Annotated in this window: 13 protein-coding genes; 9 read left to right on the forward strand and 4 right to left on the reverse strand. The window is 65.6% G+C overall.

Translation table 11 applies throughout. The features are described 5' to 3' along the window. Positions 1 to 10 precede the first annotated feature (10 nt). The 7 genes from KVG96_RS26075 (at position 11) to KVG96_RS26105 (ending at position 7,504) form a co-directional block, all read left to right on the forward strand. Positions 11 to 874 carry a LysR family transcriptional regulator gene (locus tag KVG96_RS26075; RefSeq protein WP_217894586.1) on the forward strand — a complete coding sequence of 288 codons (864 nt, stop codon included), beginning with the start codon at positions 11 to 13 and terminating at the stop codon, positions 872 to 874. A gap of 273 nt (positions 875 to 1,147) precedes the next feature. Beyond that, on the forward strand, positions 1,148 to 2,218 hold the full coding sequence (locus tag KVG96_RS26080) for a putative 2-aminoethylphosphonate ABC transporter ATP-binding protein (protein ID WP_217894587.1): 1,071 nt from the start codon (positions 1,148 to 1,150) through the stop codon (positions 2,216 to 2,218). Beyond that, positions 2,218 to 3,942: a putative 2-aminoethylphosphonate ABC transporter permease subunit gene (locus tag KVG96_RS26085; protein ID WP_217894588.1), complete on the forward strand. Its 1,725-nt coding sequence runs from the start codon at positions 2,218 to 2,220 to the stop codon at positions 3,940 to 3,942. The genes KVG96_RS26080 and KVG96_RS26085 overlap by 1 nt, the downstream gene beginning before the upstream one ends. A 39-nt stretch (positions 3,943 to 3,981) precedes the next feature. After that, the gene (locus tag KVG96_RS26090; RefSeq protein WP_217894589.1) at positions 3,982 to 5,007 is read left to right on the forward strand and encodes a putative 2-aminoethylphosphonate ABC transporter substrate-binding protein; all 1,026 of its coding nucleotides are present in this window, start codon (positions 3,982 to 3,984) and stop codon (positions 5,005 to 5,007) included. A gap of 157 nt (positions 5,008 to 5,164) precedes the next feature. Beyond that, positions 5,165 to 6,298 (forward strand): TIGR03364 family FAD-dependent oxidoreductase, encoded by a 1,134-nt coding sequence (locus KVG96_RS26095; protein WP_217894590.1) that lies wholly within the window; start codon positions 5,165 to 5,167, stop codon positions 6,296 to 6,298. Then, the gene (locus tag KVG96_RS26100; protein ID WP_217894591.1) at positions 6,298 to 6,876 is read left to right on the forward strand and encodes a phosphonate degradation HD-domain oxygenase; all 579 of its coding nucleotides are present in this window, start codon (positions 6,298 to 6,300) and stop codon (positions 6,874 to 6,876) included. The genes KVG96_RS26095 and KVG96_RS26100 overlap by 1 nt, the downstream gene beginning before the upstream one ends. Positions 6,877 to 6,970: 94 nt before the next feature. Further along, positions 6,971 to 7,504 carry a hypothetical protein gene (locus KVG96_RS26105; protein WP_217894592.1) on the forward strand — a complete coding sequence of 178 codons (534 nt, stop codon included), beginning with the start codon at positions 6,971 to 6,973 and terminating at the stop codon, positions 7,502 to 7,504. Positions 7,505 to 7,513: 9 nt separating this feature from the next. Here KVG96_RS26105 and KVG96_RS26110 read toward each other — a convergent pair whose 3' ends face one another. Together KVG96_RS26110 and KVG96_RS26115 are read right to left on the reverse strand one after the other, a co-directional pair. Beyond that, positions 7,514 to 8,893, reverse strand: coding sequence for a GTPase/DUF3482 domain-containing protein (locus KVG96_RS26110; RefSeq protein ID WP_217894593.1), 1,380 nt, complete (start codon positions 8,891 to 8,893; stop codon positions 7,514 to 7,516). Then, positions 8,886 to 10,265 (reverse strand): DUF2868 domain-containing protein, encoded by a 1,380-nt coding sequence (locus KVG96_RS26115; protein ID WP_217894594.1) that lies wholly within the window; start codon positions 10,263 to 10,265, stop codon positions 8,886 to 8,888. Before KVG96_RS26115 ends, KVG96_RS26110 begins: the two co-directional genes overlap by 8 nt. Before the next feature lie 85 nt (positions 10,266 to 10,350). On the opposite strand from KVG96_RS26115, the gene KVG96_RS26120 reads away from it, so the two are divergent. After that, positions 10,351 to 10,863, forward strand: a complete 513-nt coding sequence (locus KVG96_RS26120; protein ID WP_217894595.1) for a dihydrofolate reductase — start codon at positions 10,351 to 10,353, stop codon at positions 10,861 to 10,863. 131 nt (positions 10,864 to 10,994) lie between these two features. Here the strand turns inward: KVG96_RS26120 and KVG96_RS26125 are convergent, their stop codons facing one another. Further along, a complete protein-coding gene (locus KVG96_RS26125) occupies positions 10,995 to 12,383 on the reverse strand; it encodes an L-cystine transporter (protein ID WP_217894596.1) in 1,389 nt (462 codons plus the stop codon). A 239-nt stretch (positions 12,384 to 12,622) separates the two neighbouring features. Between KVG96_RS26125 and KVG96_RS26130 the strand changes: the two genes are divergently transcribed. Beyond that, on the forward strand, positions 12,623 to 13,678 hold the full coding sequence (locus KVG96_RS26130; RefSeq protein ID WP_217894597.1) for an HAD family hydrolase: 1,056 nt from the start codon (positions 12,623 to 12,625) through the stop codon (positions 13,676 to 13,678). Between the two features lie 285 nt (positions 13,679 to 13,963). Here the strand turns inward: KVG96_RS26130 and ilvD are convergent, their stop codons facing one another. Continuing rightward, on the reverse strand, positions 13,964 to 15,805 hold the full coding sequence (ilvD, locus tag KVG96_RS26135; protein ID WP_217894598.1) for a dihydroxy-acid dehydratase: 1,842 nt from the start codon (positions 15,803 to 15,805) through the stop codon (positions 13,964 to 13,966). Positions 15,806 to 15,896: the final 91 nt, after the last annotated feature.

The following is a 15,896-nucleotide window of genomic DNA, read 5'->3' on the forward strand; positions in this document are numbered from 1 at the left end:
AGGGGCGGTTGTGCTGAGTGCCGAGCTGAAGGCGTTTTACATGGTGGCCCGGTTGGGCAGCATCACGCTGGCGGCAAAGAAGCTGGGCCTGAGCCAACCGACCGTGACCACCCAGATCCGCCACCTGGAGAGCCAGTATTCGGTGGAGCTGTTCTACCGCGGCGGCCGCCGCCTCACCGTCAGCGACGAAGGCGCGCGGCTGCTGCCGATGGTCAAGGCGCTGTTGCAGCAGGAGGCGGACATCGAGTTCTTCCTGCGCAACAGCGGCCAGGTGCAGGGTACGTTGCGCATCGCCGCCACCGCGCCGTACTACATCCTCGACCTGGTGAAGGCGTTCCGCGAGCGGCTGCCCCAGGTGGAGGTGTCGATGGAGATCGGCAACTCCCAGCAAGTGCTCGAAGCGCTGGAGGACTACCGGGTGGACGTCGCGGCCTCGTCGCAGTTGCTGGAGGATGCCCGGCTGATCCGCCGGGTGCTCGGCAGCGACCCGCTGGTGCTGGCGGTGCACCGCAACCATCCGCTGGCGGCGCATGACCATGTGGCGCTGAGCGCGCTGGCCGGGCATACCCTGCTGATGCGCGAGTCCGGCTCCACCACCCGCCGCCTGACCGAAGAACTGCTGGCCGGCGCCGGCGTGGGCTTCGGCCCGCTGCTGGAGATCGGCAGCCGCGAATCGATCCGCGAGGCGGTGCTGCGCAACATCGGCATCAGCATCATCGCCCGCCAGGAAGTGCCCCACGATCCGCAGCTGCGGGTGCTGACCCTGGAGAACGCGCCGCAGATCCCCGAATACCTCTACTGCCTCAAAGAGCGCAAAGGCGCCCGGTTGCCGGCGGCTTTCCTCGGCCTGGCGCAGGAAATGTCCCCAGCCTGAGACTTTTCGGTGCCTGTGCCGGCCTCATCGCTGGCAAGTCGAGTCGTCGCACCGCAGCTCCCGCAGTTGTCCTTGGTGCTCACAAAATAGGTATCCACTGAAGCTCCCTGTGGGAGCCGGCTTGCCAGCGATGGGGACAGATCAAACAACACATGATCTGAAGTCCTGAACCCAAATCCATGAATACCACTATCGGCCGTTTTTGCCCGACTGCCATATGACGGACGCATTACAACCCTAGGATGGCCCTCATCTGCTCGATGAGGCCTGCCCATGAACCCTGCAACCGTCCTGACCACTCCCGGCGCACCGATGAAAGTGCGCAACGTGCAAAAGCGCTTCGGCGCGTTCACGGCGCTGGACAACGTCTCCCTCGACGTGGCCGCCGGCGAGCTGGTGTGCCTGCTCGGCCCGTCGGGCTGCGGCAAGACCACCTTGCTGCGCTGCATCGCCGGCCTGGAGAAGCAGGACAGCGGCGAGCTGTACCTCGGCGAGCGCGACGTGTCCCACCTGGCGCCCCAGGCCCGGGACTACGGCATTCTGTTCCAGTCCTACGCCTTGTTCCCCAACCTGACCGTCGAAGCGAACATCGCCTACGGCCTGGCCGGCAGCGGCCGCGACGAAGTGCGCCGCCGGGTCGGTCAGATGCTGGAACTGGTGGGCCTGGTCGGCAGCGAGAAAAAGTACCCCGGCCAACTGTCCGGCGGTCAGCAGCAACGGGTCGCCCTGGCCCGGGCCCTGGCGCCGTCGCCGTCGCTGCTGCTGCTCGACGAGCCGATGTCGGCCCTCGACGCCCGGGTGCGCGAGCACCTGTGCACCGAACTGCGCCAACTGCAGCGCAACCTCGGCATCACCACCCTGATGGTCACCCACAACCAGGACGAAGCCATGCTGATGGCCGACCGCATCGCCGTGATGCACAACGGCAAGGTCGAGCAGTACGCCACGCCCCAGGAGATCTACGACCGTCCGGCCACGCCGTTCGTCGCCGAATTCGTCGGCCAGGGCAACTGGCTGCCGTTCCAGCGCAGCAGCGACAGCCATGCGCGGGTCGGCGGGATGAACCTGCGCCTGGCCGACGGCAGCGTCCACAGCCCTTCCGGCCGCCTGTTCTGCCGTCCGGAAGCGATCAGCGTCAATCCGCTGGTGCACGAGGAAAACCTGTTCCCGGCCAAGGTGCGTGAGATCACGTTCCTCGGCAACCGCTGCCGCATGAGCTTCGAGCTCGACCAGTTGCCCGGCCACGCGCTGCTCGCCGAACTGGCCCCGGAAGCCATGCCGCGCCTGGGCGCGCAGCAGATCATGGTGGCCCTGCCGCCGCGCAGCCTGCAGGTGTTTGCCTGATGGGCGCAAACATGGCGCTGCCGCTGCCGCACAAGCAGGCGCGGCAGGTGTCCGGGGCCGAGATCGGCGACCGGGTCTTCGTGCTCGGCGGCAAGCTCCTGCTGCTGGTGCTGCTCGGTATTGCGGTGTTGCTGCCGTTGCTGGCGATCTTCTGGCGCGGCTACAGCAGCGAAGCCGGGCAGGGCGGTGGCTGGCTCGCCGCGAAGGAGCTGGTGAGCAGCGACAATTTCCATTGGCTGCTCGGCAATAGCCTGAAGGTTTCCCTCAGCGTCGCGGCCATCGTCGTACCGCTGGCCTACCTGTTTGCCTACGCCTTGCAGCGCACGTTGATTCCCGGCAAAGGCATCTGGCGCGGGATTTCGTTGCTGCCGCTGATGGCGCCATCGATGCTGCCGGGGATTGCCCTGGTCTATCTGTTCGGCAATCAGGGCCTGTTGCGCGGGCTGCTGTCGGACAACATCTATGGTTTCTGGGGGATTGTTCTGGGTGAGGTGATCTACACCTTCCCACACGCTTTGATGATCTTGCTGTCAGCACTGTCGTTGGCGGATGCGCGTCTGTTCGACGCTGCGTCGAGCATGGGTGCCAGTCCTGCGAAGGCCTTTCGCAGCATCACCTGGCCCGCGACCCGTCAGGCCGTGTTCGCCGCGTTCTGTCTGGTGTTCACCCTGACCATCACCGATTTCGGTGTGCCGGTGGTGGTGGGTGGCGACTATCAGGTGCTGGCGCTGGAAGCCTACAAAGCGGTGGTCGGCCAGCAGCAATTCGGTCGCGGCGCGTTGATCGGCATGGTTCTGCTGCTGCCGGCGCTGTTCAGTTTTGGTGTCGATGCGTGGCTGCGTCGCCGTCATGGCGACGCCATGAACGGTCGCGCCCAGGTGTTCAAACCGGCACCGTCGAAGAAGCGCGATGCCTTTTATCTCAGCGTGGTCCTGCTGATCAGCGCAGCGTTGCTGCTGGTGTTCGGCATGGCCGTGTTCTCGTCGCTGGTGAAGTTCTGGCCGTACAACCTGTCGCTGTCGCTCAACCACTACCAGTTCGACGAGACCGCCGGCGGTGGCTGGCTGGCCTACGGCAACAGTTTGAAGATGGCGCTGGGCACGGCGTTGATCGGCAGTGTGCTGATCTTCACCGGCGCCTACCTGATGGAAAAGACCCGCAGCCAGCGCGGGCTGAATCTGACGCTGCGGATGCTCAGTTTCGTGCCGATGGCGGTGCCGGGGCTGGTGCTCGGTCTGGGTTACGTCTTCTTCTTCAACCTGACCGGCAACCCGCTGCACGTGTTGTACGGAACCATGACCCTGCTGATCGTCTGCACCATTGCGCACTATTTGACCACTGCGCAGATGACCGCCACCACCGCGCTGCGCCAGCTCGACGCCGAATTCGAAGCCGCCGCACTGTCGCTGAAGGCGCCGCTGTACCGCCATTACCTGCGGGTGACCGTGCCGATCTGCCTGCCGGCGCTGCTGGACATCGTGCGCTACCTGTTCGTTTCGGCGATGACCACCGTGTCCGCCGCGATCTTCCTCTACAGCCCCGACACCATCCTCGCGGCGGTGGCGGTGCTGAACATGGACGACGCCGGCAACGTCGGCGGCGCAGCGGCGATGTCGACCCTGATTCTGTTCACCTCGGCAGGCGTGTCCTTGCTGCTGGCGTGGGCTTCGCGCGGCTTGCTGCGCCGTTCCCAGGCCTGGCGGCAGACCGCGCCCGGCCATTGATTGTCGTCCCATCCCCTCAACTCAAGACAGGAAAAGATCATGTTCAAGCCTATGGCCCTGGCCGCCGCCGCGCTCGCCGCTTTCAGCCTGAATGCCTTCGCGGCGAAAACCGAGTTGACGGTGTACACCGCCCTCGAAGCCGAACAGCTGAAGACCTACAAGGAAGCCTTCGAGAAGGCCAACCCGGACGTCGAGATCAAGTGGGTGCGCGACTCCACCGGGATCATCACCGCCAAGCTCCTGGCCGAGAAGGAGCGTCCGCAGGCCGACGCGGTCTGGGGCCTGGCGGCGTCCAGCCTGGCGATCCTCGACCAGCAGGGCATGCTGCAAAGCTATGCGCCGAAAGACCTGGGCAAGATCGGCGGCAACTACCGCGACGCCGCCAACCCGCCGGCCTGGGTGGGCATGGACGTGTGGGCGGCAACCATCTGCTTCAACACCGTCGAGGCCGAAAAGCAGGGCCTGAGCAAACCGGTGAGCTGGCAGGACCTGACCAAACCTGAGTACAAAGGCAAGATCGTGATGCCGAACCCGGCCTCGTCCGGCACCGGTTTCCTCGACGTCAGCGCCTGGCTGCAGACCTTCGGCGAGAAGCAGGGCTGGGCCTACATGGACGGCCTGCACCAGAACATCGGCCAGTACGTCCATTCCGGCTCCAAGCCGTGCAAGCTGGCGGCGGCGGGTGAATTCCCGATCGGCATTTCCTTCGAGTACCCGGCCGTTCAACTGAAGCGTCAGGGCGCGCCGCTTGACATCATCCTGCCGAAGGAAGGCCTGGGCTGGGAGATCGAAGCCACCGCCGTGATCAAGGGCACCGCCCACGAAGAGGCGGCCAAAAAGCTCGCCGACTTCTCCGCAAGCCCGGCGGCCATGGAGCTGTACAAGGAAAACTTCGCCGTGCTCGCCCAGCCGGGCATCGCCAAGCCGCAGACCGAACTGCCGGCGGACTACGAGCAGCGCCTGATCAAGAACGACTTCGCCTGGGCTTCGAAAAACCGCGACGAGATCCTGACCGAATGGCGCAAGCGCTATGACGGCAAGTCCGAGAAAGTCGCCGCCAAGTAAGACCTTCATCGACTGACAGGGCCCCATCGCTGGCAAGCCAGCTCCCACATTGGCCGGTGTGGAACACACATTGTGTGGACACCACCAAACCTTTGGGAGCTGCGGTTCGACGAATCGACTTGCAGCGATGGCGGTCTCTCTTTCAGAGCACCTCTAGATGACACAACACAAAGACTTGCTGATCGTCGGCGCCGGCATCCTGGGCCTGTCCCACGCCTATGCCGCCGCCCGGCGCGGCCTCAAGGTCACGGTTTTCGAGCGCACCGCCACGCCACTCGGCGCGTCGGTGCGCAACTTCGGCCAGGCGCTGGTCACCGGCCAGCCGCCGGGGCCGATGCTGGAGCTGGCCAAGGCCAGCCGCGAGATCTGGGGCCAGTGGGCGCAGCTCGCCGGCCTGCAACTCAAGCGCAACGGCTCGTACCTGTTCGCCCGCACCGAGGCGGAAGAACAGTTGCTGGAAGCCTTTTGCGCCGGCCGCGCCGTCGAGCACGGCTATCGCGTGGAGCTGCTGCGCGGCGCCGCACTGCGTGATCTGTACGGCGGCCGGTTCAGCCGTCACCGCGCCGCGCTGCACGGCCTGGACGACCAGCAGCTGTACTCGCGCGAAGCGATCCCGGCGCTGATCGACTGGCTGCGCCGCGAGCTGGGCGTCGAGTTCCATTTCTCGACCCTGGTGCGCGACGTCGAACCGGGGCGCCTGCACAGCACCGCCGGAACGTTCACGGCCGGGCAGATCATCGTCTGCTCCGGCCACGACTATCAGACCTTGCTGGCCGAGCCCATCGCCGCCCTCGACCCGCAGGTCTGCCGCCTGCAGATGCTGCGCGCCCGGCCGCAGGCCAGCCTCGACCTGCAGCACGCGCTGCTCACCGGCCTCAGCTGCGTGCACTACGGCGCCTTCGCCGACCTGCCGGAAGCGGCGGCAGTGCAGGCGCAGATCCTGCGCGAGACGCCACACCTGCACGACAACGGCATTCACCTGCTGATCAGCCCCACGCCCCATGGCGAGCTGATCATCGGCGATTCGCACCATTACGGTAGGGATCCGTCGCCGTTCAACGCCGAACAGGTGGACGACTGGATGATCGGCCTGGCCGAGCACACCCTTGGCTGCAAGGTGCAGGTGGTCGAGCGTTGGCAAGGTGTCTACGGCTCCCGCGGGCCGGGGCCGTCTTCGTTCCTGCGGCCGGCGCCGGGGCTAGGCGTGGCGCTGATGCACACCGGGGTGGGCATGAGCGTCGGCCCGGCCATGGCCGAGCGCAATGTCGCACAGCTTTTCGGAGAGAACTGATGTCGAGTCACGAGCAAGTCATCGACCGGGTGTTCGGGCTATATGAGCGTTTCGGCGCCAGCGACTACATCGGCGAACCGGTGTCGCAGATCGAGCACATGTCCCAGGCGGCGCAGTTGGCCATGGCCGAAGGCTTCGACGATGAGGTCGTGCTGGCGGCGTTCTTCCATGACATCGGCCACCTGTGTGCCGAAGGCGCGGCGAACATGGGCGGTTACGGCGTGGTCAGCCACGAGCACCTGGGGGCGCAGTACCTGCGTCGTGCCGGCTTCGGCGAGCGGCTGGCGCGGCTGGTGGAGTACCACGTGCAGGCCAAGCGTTACCTGACGTTGCGCGAGCCGGGTTACGACGAGCGCCTGAGCGAGGCCAGCCGGCGCACGTTGGCCTATCAGGGCGGGGTGATGACCGACGCCGAGGCGGATGCGTTCGAGCGGGATCCACTGTGCGGGGTGAGCCTGCGCATGCGCCACTGGGACGAGCGGGCCAAGGAAATGAACGTGCCGGTGATGGATCTGGCGCTGCTCAAGGAGAAGGCGCAAAGGGTGCTGGAGCAAGTCAACAAGGCCCACGAGCCATAACGAATTCCCTGACGCACAGGAGCGATCCGCGGCGACAGAACCGGCGGCCAGGAAGGCGTAGCGTGTGTTTTTTTGACCAGGCAAGGAATGCCCAATGCGCTATTTGAAAGTCACCGTCCAGGATCGAACCGGCAACGGGCGGGCGGATTCGGTTCTGCTGCAGTTCTGCGAGCAGGTCGGCAAACCGGGCGAGGATCAGGTGATCGACAAGGCCTTCGCCCTGGACTTCGACGCCGATGGCCGCGTCGATTACAAGATGGGCGACGTCACCGGCAACGGCCGGGAGAACAACGTCGACCAACGCTTGCTGGAAAGCTTCGCCAACGCCTGCCTCAAGCTCCATTGGTTCAATCGCGGAGCGACGTGGACGCGTTTCATCAAGCTGTTTGCCGAGGATTTCCATCGCGACGGCACGCCGAACGTGGTGCGGCTGCAATGGCACGAAGGCCAAGGGCTGGCCTCGGACTGCATGCGGGGCGCCTGGAGTGTGGCGTTCGACGCGGACAACGACGGCAGGCTCGACGGCAGCGTGCAGGGCGACGTCAATCGTGACGGTCAGGTCGACCGGGTGGATCAGGCCCTGGTGCTGCAATTGGCCAGGGCATTCCTCAAATTCAACTGGCGCTGAATCGCCCGGTCACAGCAGCTGCGATGCCAGGGACTCGATCTGCTCCTGACGCGCAGCCTGACTGAGGCTTGCCTTTGGGTTGAGCGATGACCACTGCGGATGGCCGCGAGCCTTGCCCAACGCTTCCGGCAGCTTGCCTTCGCGCCAGGCCGTGTCGTGCGGATCGGTCACCTGAATGCTGTCCAGCGCCGCATGCCCGCGTGCGTTCAGGGCTTGCAGCAACTGCCGTTGCCGCAACGCCAGCAGGCGCAGCACGTTGTCGTCGACGGTCAGCTCACGCTGGCCCCTGAGTTTGCCCAGCAGGCGGTTGCCATAACCGCGGGCGGTCTGCAGCGCACCGCCGGCGATCGCACCGGCCAGCGCGGCGGCACCGAGGGTGATGCCGCCCACCAGCAGATCGACCCCGGCCCCGGCAGCGGCGCCGGCGGCGATTCCGCCGCCGACCCGTACGCCGAGTTGCTTGAGGGTCTCGGGGTTGAACAGGTCATCGCCCCAACGTCCGTCCAGCAACGGCAGGTCGCTGGCGGCCGCGTCCTGGGGGCGGAAGGCGTAGAGCTTGAGCAGGGATTCGACGCAGCGTTGCTCGCGTTGGCGCACCGCTTTGCGCAGGTCTTCCATGGCCTGTCGCTCCTGCGCTGCCTCGCTGGCCACGCTGCGCCGGCACGCGGCGCAGTCGATCAGCAGCTCGGCGATCAGGCGCACGGCGCCCTGTTGGCGGGCGAGGCGTTGGGCCTGCTGGTCGGCGATCAGGCGTTCCAGTTGCGGCCGGGCATTCTCCAGCAGCAGCGCCAGGCTTTCGTACAGCCGCCGCTCGCCGTCCTCCGGCGGGGCGACGCTGTCGAAGCGCACCAGCGCATGCAGGCCAAGACGCGCCAGCGCCTCGCGCCACTGCGGTTCGCGGTGGTCGGCGCTGCGGACGAAATTCAGCACCGGCAGCAGTGGCTTGCCGCAGCCGGCCAGCACTTCCAGCTCGTCCCGGTACTTGGCCAGCACCGGCTCCCGGGCGTCGATCACATACAGCCCGGCGTCGGAGGCGAGCAGTTGCCGCAGCACCTTGGCCTCTTGCTCGAAACGTTGGCGCGCTTCGCTGCCGTCGAGGAACCGCGCCAGCCGCGCCGGGCCGTCGAGGCGTTCGCCGGGGCGCTCCAGCCGCTCGAGAAAATCCAGCAGGGCGATGGCGTCTTCCAGGCCCGGCGTGTCGTAGAGATCGAGCAGCGGCTCGCCCTCCACCGACAGCCGCGCGCCCTCGACATGCCGGGTGGTGCTGGGGCGGTGCGAGACTTCGCCGAAGCCGACGTCGCGGGTCAGGGTGCGCAGCAGCGAAGTCTTGCCGACGTTGGTGTGGCCGACCACCGCCAGTTTCAGCGGCACTTTCCAGGCTTCAGTCATGACCGTTCTCCAGCCAGCCCATCGGGGCGCAATCGGCGAACGGCAGCTCCAGCCGTTGCAGCGCCACGTGCCAATCGCCGAGGCGTTCGGCGTCCAGCGCCTGCCCTTGAGGCGCCTGCAACAGCCAGACGCGGGTGGCGGCGGCGTTGCGCGCCAGCTCGGCGACCAGCGCCAGGCTGCCGCGGTCCGGCGAGCGCCGGGGATCGCAGGCGATGGCCAGGCGTGCGGGCGGGAAGCGGGTCAGCTGTTCGAGCAGGCGGTGCCGGGACTCGCGGCTGTCGAGGATGCCGGCGTCGCTGACGCCTTTGGGCAGTGCCGGCGGCCATGGGCGCTGCTCGTCCAGCTCGATCGCCACCAGCAGCGCCCCTTCGCTGACCTCTGCGCCGACGGCGCTTTCCACCCGGTGCAGGTGCTCCGGCGCCGCGTCGTTGATCCCTAAGCGTTCGCTGCTGGGCATCAGGCGTTCACGCAGCTGGGCGTAGCCGGGCAGGTTCAGGTCCAGGTGCAGGCGGGCGCGTCCGCGGTTCCAGCGCCAGCGGCACAGCAGCATCAGGATCAGCCGCGGCAGCACGCCGTAGATCAGCACCGCCCCGACCAGCCAGATGGCCCAGGCCTGGCGCACCAGCGCCCGGTTGTAGTCGCTGTCCAGGCCGACGCGGATCATGTCGACCCGCGGCGCGCTCCAGCCCAGGGCATGGGGAACGGCGGTCAGGGCATCGGTCAGCGCCGCGAAGAAGTCGGCGCCCAAGAGGGTGCTTTCCCAGATGAAGTCGTATTGCCGGGTCGCCATCAGCAGCACCAGCATAATCAGGGCGCTGAGCATGATCAGCAGCCAGAGCCCGTTGACCAGCGTGCCGATGGCCCAGCGGTTGAGCCTGTGCCGTTGCAGGAGCAGCATCAGCGCCGGCGGCAGCTGGGCGGCCTTGGCGTCCCGGGCGAGTTTCTCGCTGAGCCACAGCCACAGGCGGCCCAGCGCCGCGCCGTGCTCCCCGGCGAACACCAGGCCGACCGCCCAGCTCAGCAGCAGAATCAGGTTCAGCCCGAGCAGCGTGCCCAGGGCCCAGAAGATGTTGACCGGCCCGAGGCCGTTGCCCAGCGCGGAAAACGCCATGCCCGCCCCGGTGATGCAGGCCAGCGCCGCCATCAGCAGCACCGCCAGGCGTGCGCCTTGCAGCCAGTGCCTGAGCGCGGCGGTCAGCCCGTCGCGTTCGGCCAGCCACAGCGCCCGGCGCTGGATGCGCCCCGCCAGATCGCCGCCGGCGGCGCGGGCCAGGCGATTGGCTTCCAGGTCGTCCAAGGGACCTGCGTGTTCTTCGCGCAGGCGCACGGCTTCGGTCAGCCAGAGGTTTTGCAGTGGAGTCAGTTCAGTCACGCGGCGTCCCGTTGCTTGATTGAAGGGTGAGCATAACCGCTGCGGCGCTTATCGGGGCAAGCGGGGCTCTGGTATCCTCGCCGGCATGACTAAATCACTCCCCCTGAGCCTGATCGCAGCCCTCGGCGAAAACCGTGTGATCGGCATCGACAACAGCATGCCCTGGCACCTGCCGGGGGACTTCAAATACTTCAAGGCCACGACGCTCGGCAAGCCGATCATCATGGGCCGCAAGACCTGGGACTCCCTCGGCCGTCCGCTGCCGGGGCGCCTGAACATCGTGGTCAGCCGCCAGGCCGGCCTGGCGCTGGAAGGCGCAGAGGTCTATCCGTCGCTGGAGGCCGCCGTTTCGCGTGCCGAAGCGTGGGCGAAAGAGCAGGGCGTCGGTGAGCTGATGCTGATCGGCGGGGCGCAGTTGTATGCGCAGGGGCTGGCGCAGGCGGATCGTTTGTATCTGACTCGCGTGGCACTGAGCCCGGTAGGGGATGCGTGGTTTCCGGAGTTCGATCTGAACCAGTGGAAACTGGTATCGAACGTGCCGAATCCGGCTGAAGGCGACAAGCCGGCCTACAACTTCGAAGTCTGGGAGAAAAGATAGCTACAAGCTTCGAGCTGCAAGCCGCAAGTAAAAGCCGGAACGCTCTTCTTGCAGCTTGCAGCTTGCAGCTTGCAGCTTGCAGCTTGCAGCTTGCAGCTTGCAGCTTGCAGCTTGCAGCTTGCAGCTTGCAGCTAGCTCGCTAGCTCCGCATGCACATCGGCCTCCAGCAGCGCCTTGTCGGTCTGCTGCATCACTTGGCTGGTGATCGCGCCAGCGGTGATCGAACCGCTCACGTTCAGCGCCGTGCGACCCATGTCGATCAGCGGCTCGACCGAAATCAGCAACGCCACCAATGACACCGGCAAGCCCATGGCCGGCAGCACGATCAGCGCCGCGAACGTCGCGCCGCCGCCCACGCCCGCCACACCGGCCGAACTCAGGGTCACGATGGCCACCAGCGTGGCGATCCACAGCGGATCCAGCGGGTTGATGCCCACGGTCGGCGCCACCATCACCGCCAGCATGGCCGGGTACAGGCCGGCGCAGCCGTTCTGGCCGATGGTCGCGCCGAACGAGGCGGCGAAGCTGGCCACCGACTGCGGGATGCCCAGGCGGCTGGTCTGCGCCTCGATGCTCAGCGGGATGGTCGCCGCGCTGGAACGGCTGGTGAAGGCGAAGGTCAGCACCGGCCAGATCTTGCGGAAGAAGCGCAGCGGGTTGATCCCGGCCGCCGACACCAGCACGCCGTGCACCACGAACATCAGGCCAAGGCCCAGGTACGACACGACCACGAAGCTGCCCAGCTTGATGATGTCCTGCAGGTTGGAGCCGGCGACCACTTTGGTCATCAGCGCCAGCACGCCGTAGGGGGTCAGCTTCATCACCAGGCGCACCAGGCGCGTCACCCAGGCTTGCAGGGTGTCGATGGCGTTGATCACTTTCTGGCCTTTGTCGGCGTCATCCTTGAGCAATTGCAGCGCAGCCATGCCCAGGAACGCGGCGAAGATCACCACGCTGATGATCGAGGTCGGCTTGGCCCGCGCAAGGTCGGCGAAGGGGTTCTGCGGGATGAACGACAGCAGCAGCTGCGGCACGTTGAGGTCGGCGACCTTGCCGGCGTAGTCGGTCTGGATGGTTTGCAGACGGGCCATTTCCTGGGTGCCGGCCACCAGGCCTTCGGCGGTGAGGCCGAACAGGTTGGTCAGGCCGATGCCGATCAGCGCCGCGATCGCGGTGGTGAACAGCAGCGTGCCGAGGGTCAGGAAGCTGATCTTGCCCAGCGACGAGGCGTTGTGCAGGCGGGCCACGGCGCTGAGGATCGAGGCGAACACCAGCGGGATCACGATCATTTGCAGCAACTGCACGTAACCGTTGCCCACCAGGTCGAACCAGCCGATCGAGGCTTTGAGCACCGGGTCGCCGGCACCGTAGACGGTGTGCAGCGCCACGCCGAAGCCCACGCCGAGCACCAGCGCGAGCAGGACTTTTTTCGCCAGGCTCCAGGCGGTATGGCGGGTTTGCGCCAGGCCGAAGAGCAGGGCGAGGAACACCAGCAGATTGAGGATCAGCGGCAGATTCATGAGGACTCCCGAAAAGACGTTGCCAGCAGCCTTCCGGGGCCGCTGCGAACCGGAAAGCCTAACAGCTTGATTTGCAATGAATTAATACCGAAATCGCAGGGCGACCGTCGTTTTTGGAATAAGCGCGTGTCGCATCCGCGATGCAACTGGCGCAAAAAAGACGCGCACGGTCGCTGACAGACGGGAACTGTCACACTGATTTGTTAGCGTCGATTCTTTTCAACCGGGGAGAAACGCTGATGAAATTCGCACCGACATTTCTGGCTGCCGCACTTTGCCTTGGCCTCGCTGGCCAGGCGCTCGCCACCGACTTGAAGCACTGGCCGGCGGATCAGGCCAAGGCCCTGGACGCGATGATCGCGGCCAACGCCAACAAGGGCAACTACGCGGTGTTCGACATGGACAACACCAGTTACCGCTACGACCTTGAAGAATCGCTGCTGCCGTTCATGGAAAACAAGGGCCTGATCACCCGCGACAAGCTCGACCCCTCCCTGAAGCTGATGCCGTTCAAGGACACCGCCGACCACAAGGAAAGCCTGTTCAGCTACTACTATCGCCTCTGCGAAGTCGACGACATGGTCTGCTACCCGTGGGTGGCGCAAGTGTTCTCCGGCTTCACCCTCAAGGAGCTCAAGGGCTACGTCGACGAAATGATGGCCTCGGGCAAGCCGGTGCCGGCCACCTATTACGAAGGCGACGTGGTCAAGAAACTCGACGTCAATCCGCCGAAGCTCTTCACCGGCCAGCAAGAGCTGTACAACAAGCTGATGGAGAACGGCATCGAGGTCTACGTGATGACTGCCGCCTCGGAGGAGCTGGTGCGCATGGTCGCGGCGGATCCGAAGTACGGCTACAACGTCAAGCCGCAGAACGTCATTGGCGTGTCGCTGTTGCTCAAGGACCCCAAGACCGGCGAGCTGACCACCGCCCGCAAGCAGATCACCGCCGGCAAGTATGACGAGAAGGCCAACCTCGGCCTGGAGCTGACCCCGTACCTGTGGACCCCGGCCACCTGGATGGCCGGCAAGCACGCGGCGATCCTGACCTACATCGACGAATGGAAGAAACCGGTGCTGGTGGGCGGCGACACCCCGAGCAGCGACGGCTACATGCTGTTCCACGATGTCGACGTGGCCAAGGGCGGCATCCACTTGTGGGTCAACCGCAAGGACAAGTACATGACCCAGCTCAACGGCATGATGGCCAAGCACGCCGCGGCCCAGGCCAAGGAAGGCTTGCCGGTGACGGCGGACAAGAACTGGGTGATCGTCAAGCCCGAAGAGATCCAATAAAGGCAGCTGCAAGTGACAAGCTGCAAGCTTCAAGTAAAAGCTGTCGAGCTTCTACTTGCCGCTTGTAGCTAGCCGCTCGCAGCTTTTTTACATTCAAGCCAAGGAAGGCTTGCCGGTGACGGCGGACAAGAACTGGGTGATCGTCAAGCCCGAAGAGATCCGATAAAAGCAGCTGCAAGTGACAAGCTGCAAGCTGCAAGTAAAAGGCGTCGAGCTAGCTGCAAGCTTCAAGTAAAAGCCGTCGAGCTTCTACTTGCCGCTTGTAGCTAGCCGCTTGCCGCTTTTTCACATTCCGTCGAGCATCGCCTTGTTGCGCACCGCGCCCTTGTCGGCGCTGGTGGCCAGCAGGGCGTAGGCCTTCAGGGCGGTGGTGACTTTGCGCGGACGCTGTTCGACCGGTTTCCAGCCTTTCTTGTCCTGCTCGACCCGGCGCGCGGCCAGTTCTTCGTCGCTGATCAACAGGTTGATCGAGCGGTTCGGGATGTCGATCAGCACCTTGTCGCCGTCCTGCACCAGGCCTATGGCGCCGCCCGCCGCCGCTTCCGGCGAAGCGTGGCCGATGGACAGGCCCGAGGTGCCGCCGGAGAAGCGGCCGTCGGTGAGCAGGGCGCAGGCTTTGCCCAGGCCCTTGGACTTCAGGTAGGAGGTCGGGTAGAGCATTTCCTGCATGCCCGGGCCGCCTTTCGGGCCTTCGTAGCGGATGATGACGATGTCGCCTTCCTTCACTTCGTCGGCGAGGATGCCGCGCACGGCGCTGTCCTGGCTTTCGAAGATCTTCGCGTTGCCTTCGAAGACCAGGATCGACTCGTCGACGCCGGCGGTCTTCACCACGCAGCCGTCCAGGGCGATGTTGCCGTACAGCACGGCCAGGCCGCCCTCTTTCGAGTAGGCGTGCTCGACGCTGCGGATGCAGCCGTTCTCACGGTCGTCGTCCAGGGAAGGCCAGCGGGTGGACTGGCTGAACGCGGTCTGGGTCGGAATGCCGGCAGGGCCTGCCTTGAAGAAGTGGTGCACGGCCTCGTCGTTCGTCTGGGTGATGTCCCACTTGGCGATGGCTTCTTCCATGCTGCGGCTGTGCACGGTCGGCAGGTCGGTGTGCAGCAGGCCGCCGCGGGCCAGCGAACCGAGGATGCTGAAGATGCCGCCGGCGCGGTGCACGTCTTCCATGTGGTACTTCTGGATGTTCGGCGCGACCTTGCACAGCTGCGGCACCTTGCGCGACAGGCGATCGATGTCGCGCAGGTCGAAGGCGATCTCGGCTTCCTGGGCGGCGGCCAGCAGGTGCAGGATGGTGTTGGTCGAACCGCCCATGGCGATGTCGAGCATCATGGCGTTCTCGAACGCCTTGAAGTTGGCGATGTTGCGCGGCAGCACCGACTCGTCGTTCTCGCCGTAGTAGCGCTTGCACAGCTCGACGATGGTGCGGCCGGCCTCGAGGAACAGCTGTTCGCGGTCGCTGTGGGTGGCCAGTGTCGAACCGTTGCCCGGCAGCGCCAGGCCCAGGGCCTCGGTCAGGCAGTTCATCGAGTTGGCGGTGAACATGCCGGAGCACGAACCGCAGGTCGGGCAGGCGCTGCGCTCGTACTCGGCGACCTTCTCGTCAGAGGCGCTGGAGTCGGCGGCGATCACCATGGCGTCGACGAGGTCGAGGCCGTGGCTGGCCAGTTTGGTCTTGCCGGCTTCCATCGGGCCGCCGGAGACGAAGATCACCGGGATGTTCAGGCGCAGGGCGGCCATCAGCATGCCGGGGGTGATCTTGTCGCAGTTGGAGATGCAGACGATGGCGTCGGCGCAGTGGGCGTTGACCATGTACTCGACGGAGTCGGCGATGATCTCGCGGCTCGGCAGCGAATAGAGCATGCCGTCGTGGCCCATGGCGATGCCGTCGTCCACGGCGATGGTGTTGAATTCCTTGGCGACGCCACCGGCCCGTTCGATTTCGCGGGCCACCAGTTGGCCCAGGTCCTTGAGGTGGACGTGGCCCGGCACGAACTGGGTGAAGGAGTTGGCGACGGCGATGATCGGCTTCTTGAAGTCGTCATCCTTCATCCCGGTGGCGCGCCACAGTGCGCGGGCGCCGGCCATGTTGCGGCCGTGGGTGGAAGTCTTTGAACGGTAATCAGGCATTGGAGCACTCCGGGCGGCTAATCAGGTACTAAAGGGGAGTGAGCTTCTGTTGACGTCCGGAACACCCGAAAATGGCCGTGTGTCCTGATGT

It is taken from the genome of Pseudomonas ekonensis (assembly GCF_019145435.1).
GTDB lineage: Bacteria > Pseudomonadota > Gammaproteobacteria > Pseudomonadales > Pseudomonadaceae > Aquipseudomonas > Aquipseudomonas ekonensis.

Coding starts and splice junctions, on each gene's coding strand:
- KVG96_RS26105 (WP_217894592.1), top strand. CDS start 6,971: ATGCGCTATTTGAAAGTCACCGTCCAGGATCGAACCGGCAACGGGCGG.
- ilvD (WP_217894598.1), bottom strand. CDS start 15,805: ATGCCTGATTACCGTTCAAAGACTTCCACCCACGGCCGCAACATGGCC.
- KVG96_RS26090 (WP_217894589.1), top strand. CDS start 3,982: ATGTTCAAGCCTATGGCCCTGGCCGCCGCCGCGCTCGCCGCTTTCAGC.
- KVG96_RS26125 (WP_217894596.1), bottom strand. CDS start 12,383: ATGAATCTGCCGCTGATCCTCAATCTGCTGGTGTTCCTCGCCCTGCTC.
- KVG96_RS26085 (WP_217894588.1), top strand. CDS start 2,218: ATGGGCGCAAACATGGCGCTGCCGCTGCCGCACAAGCAGGCGCGGCAG.
- KVG96_RS26130 (WP_217894597.1), top strand. CDS start 12,623: ATGAAATTCGCACCGACATTTCTGGCTGCCGCACTTTGCCTTGGCCTC.
- KVG96_RS26120 (WP_217894595.1), top strand. CDS start 10,351: ATGACTAAATCACTCCCCCTGAGCCTGATCGCAGCCCTCGGCGAAAAC.
- KVG96_RS26110 (WP_217894593.1), bottom strand. CDS start 8,893: ATGACTGAAGCCTGGAAAGTGCCGCTGAAACTGGCGGTGGTCGGCCAC.
- KVG96_RS26080 (WP_217894587.1), top strand. CDS start 1,148: ATGAACCCTGCAACCGTCCTGACCACTCCCGGCGCACCGATGAAAGTG.
- KVG96_RS26095 (WP_217894590.1), top strand. CDS start 5,165: ATGACACAACACAAAGACTTGCTGATCGTCGGCGCCGGCATCCTGGGC.
- KVG96_RS26100 (WP_217894591.1), top strand. CDS start 6,298: ATGTCGAGTCACGAGCAAGTCATCGACCGGGTGTTCGGGCTATATGAG.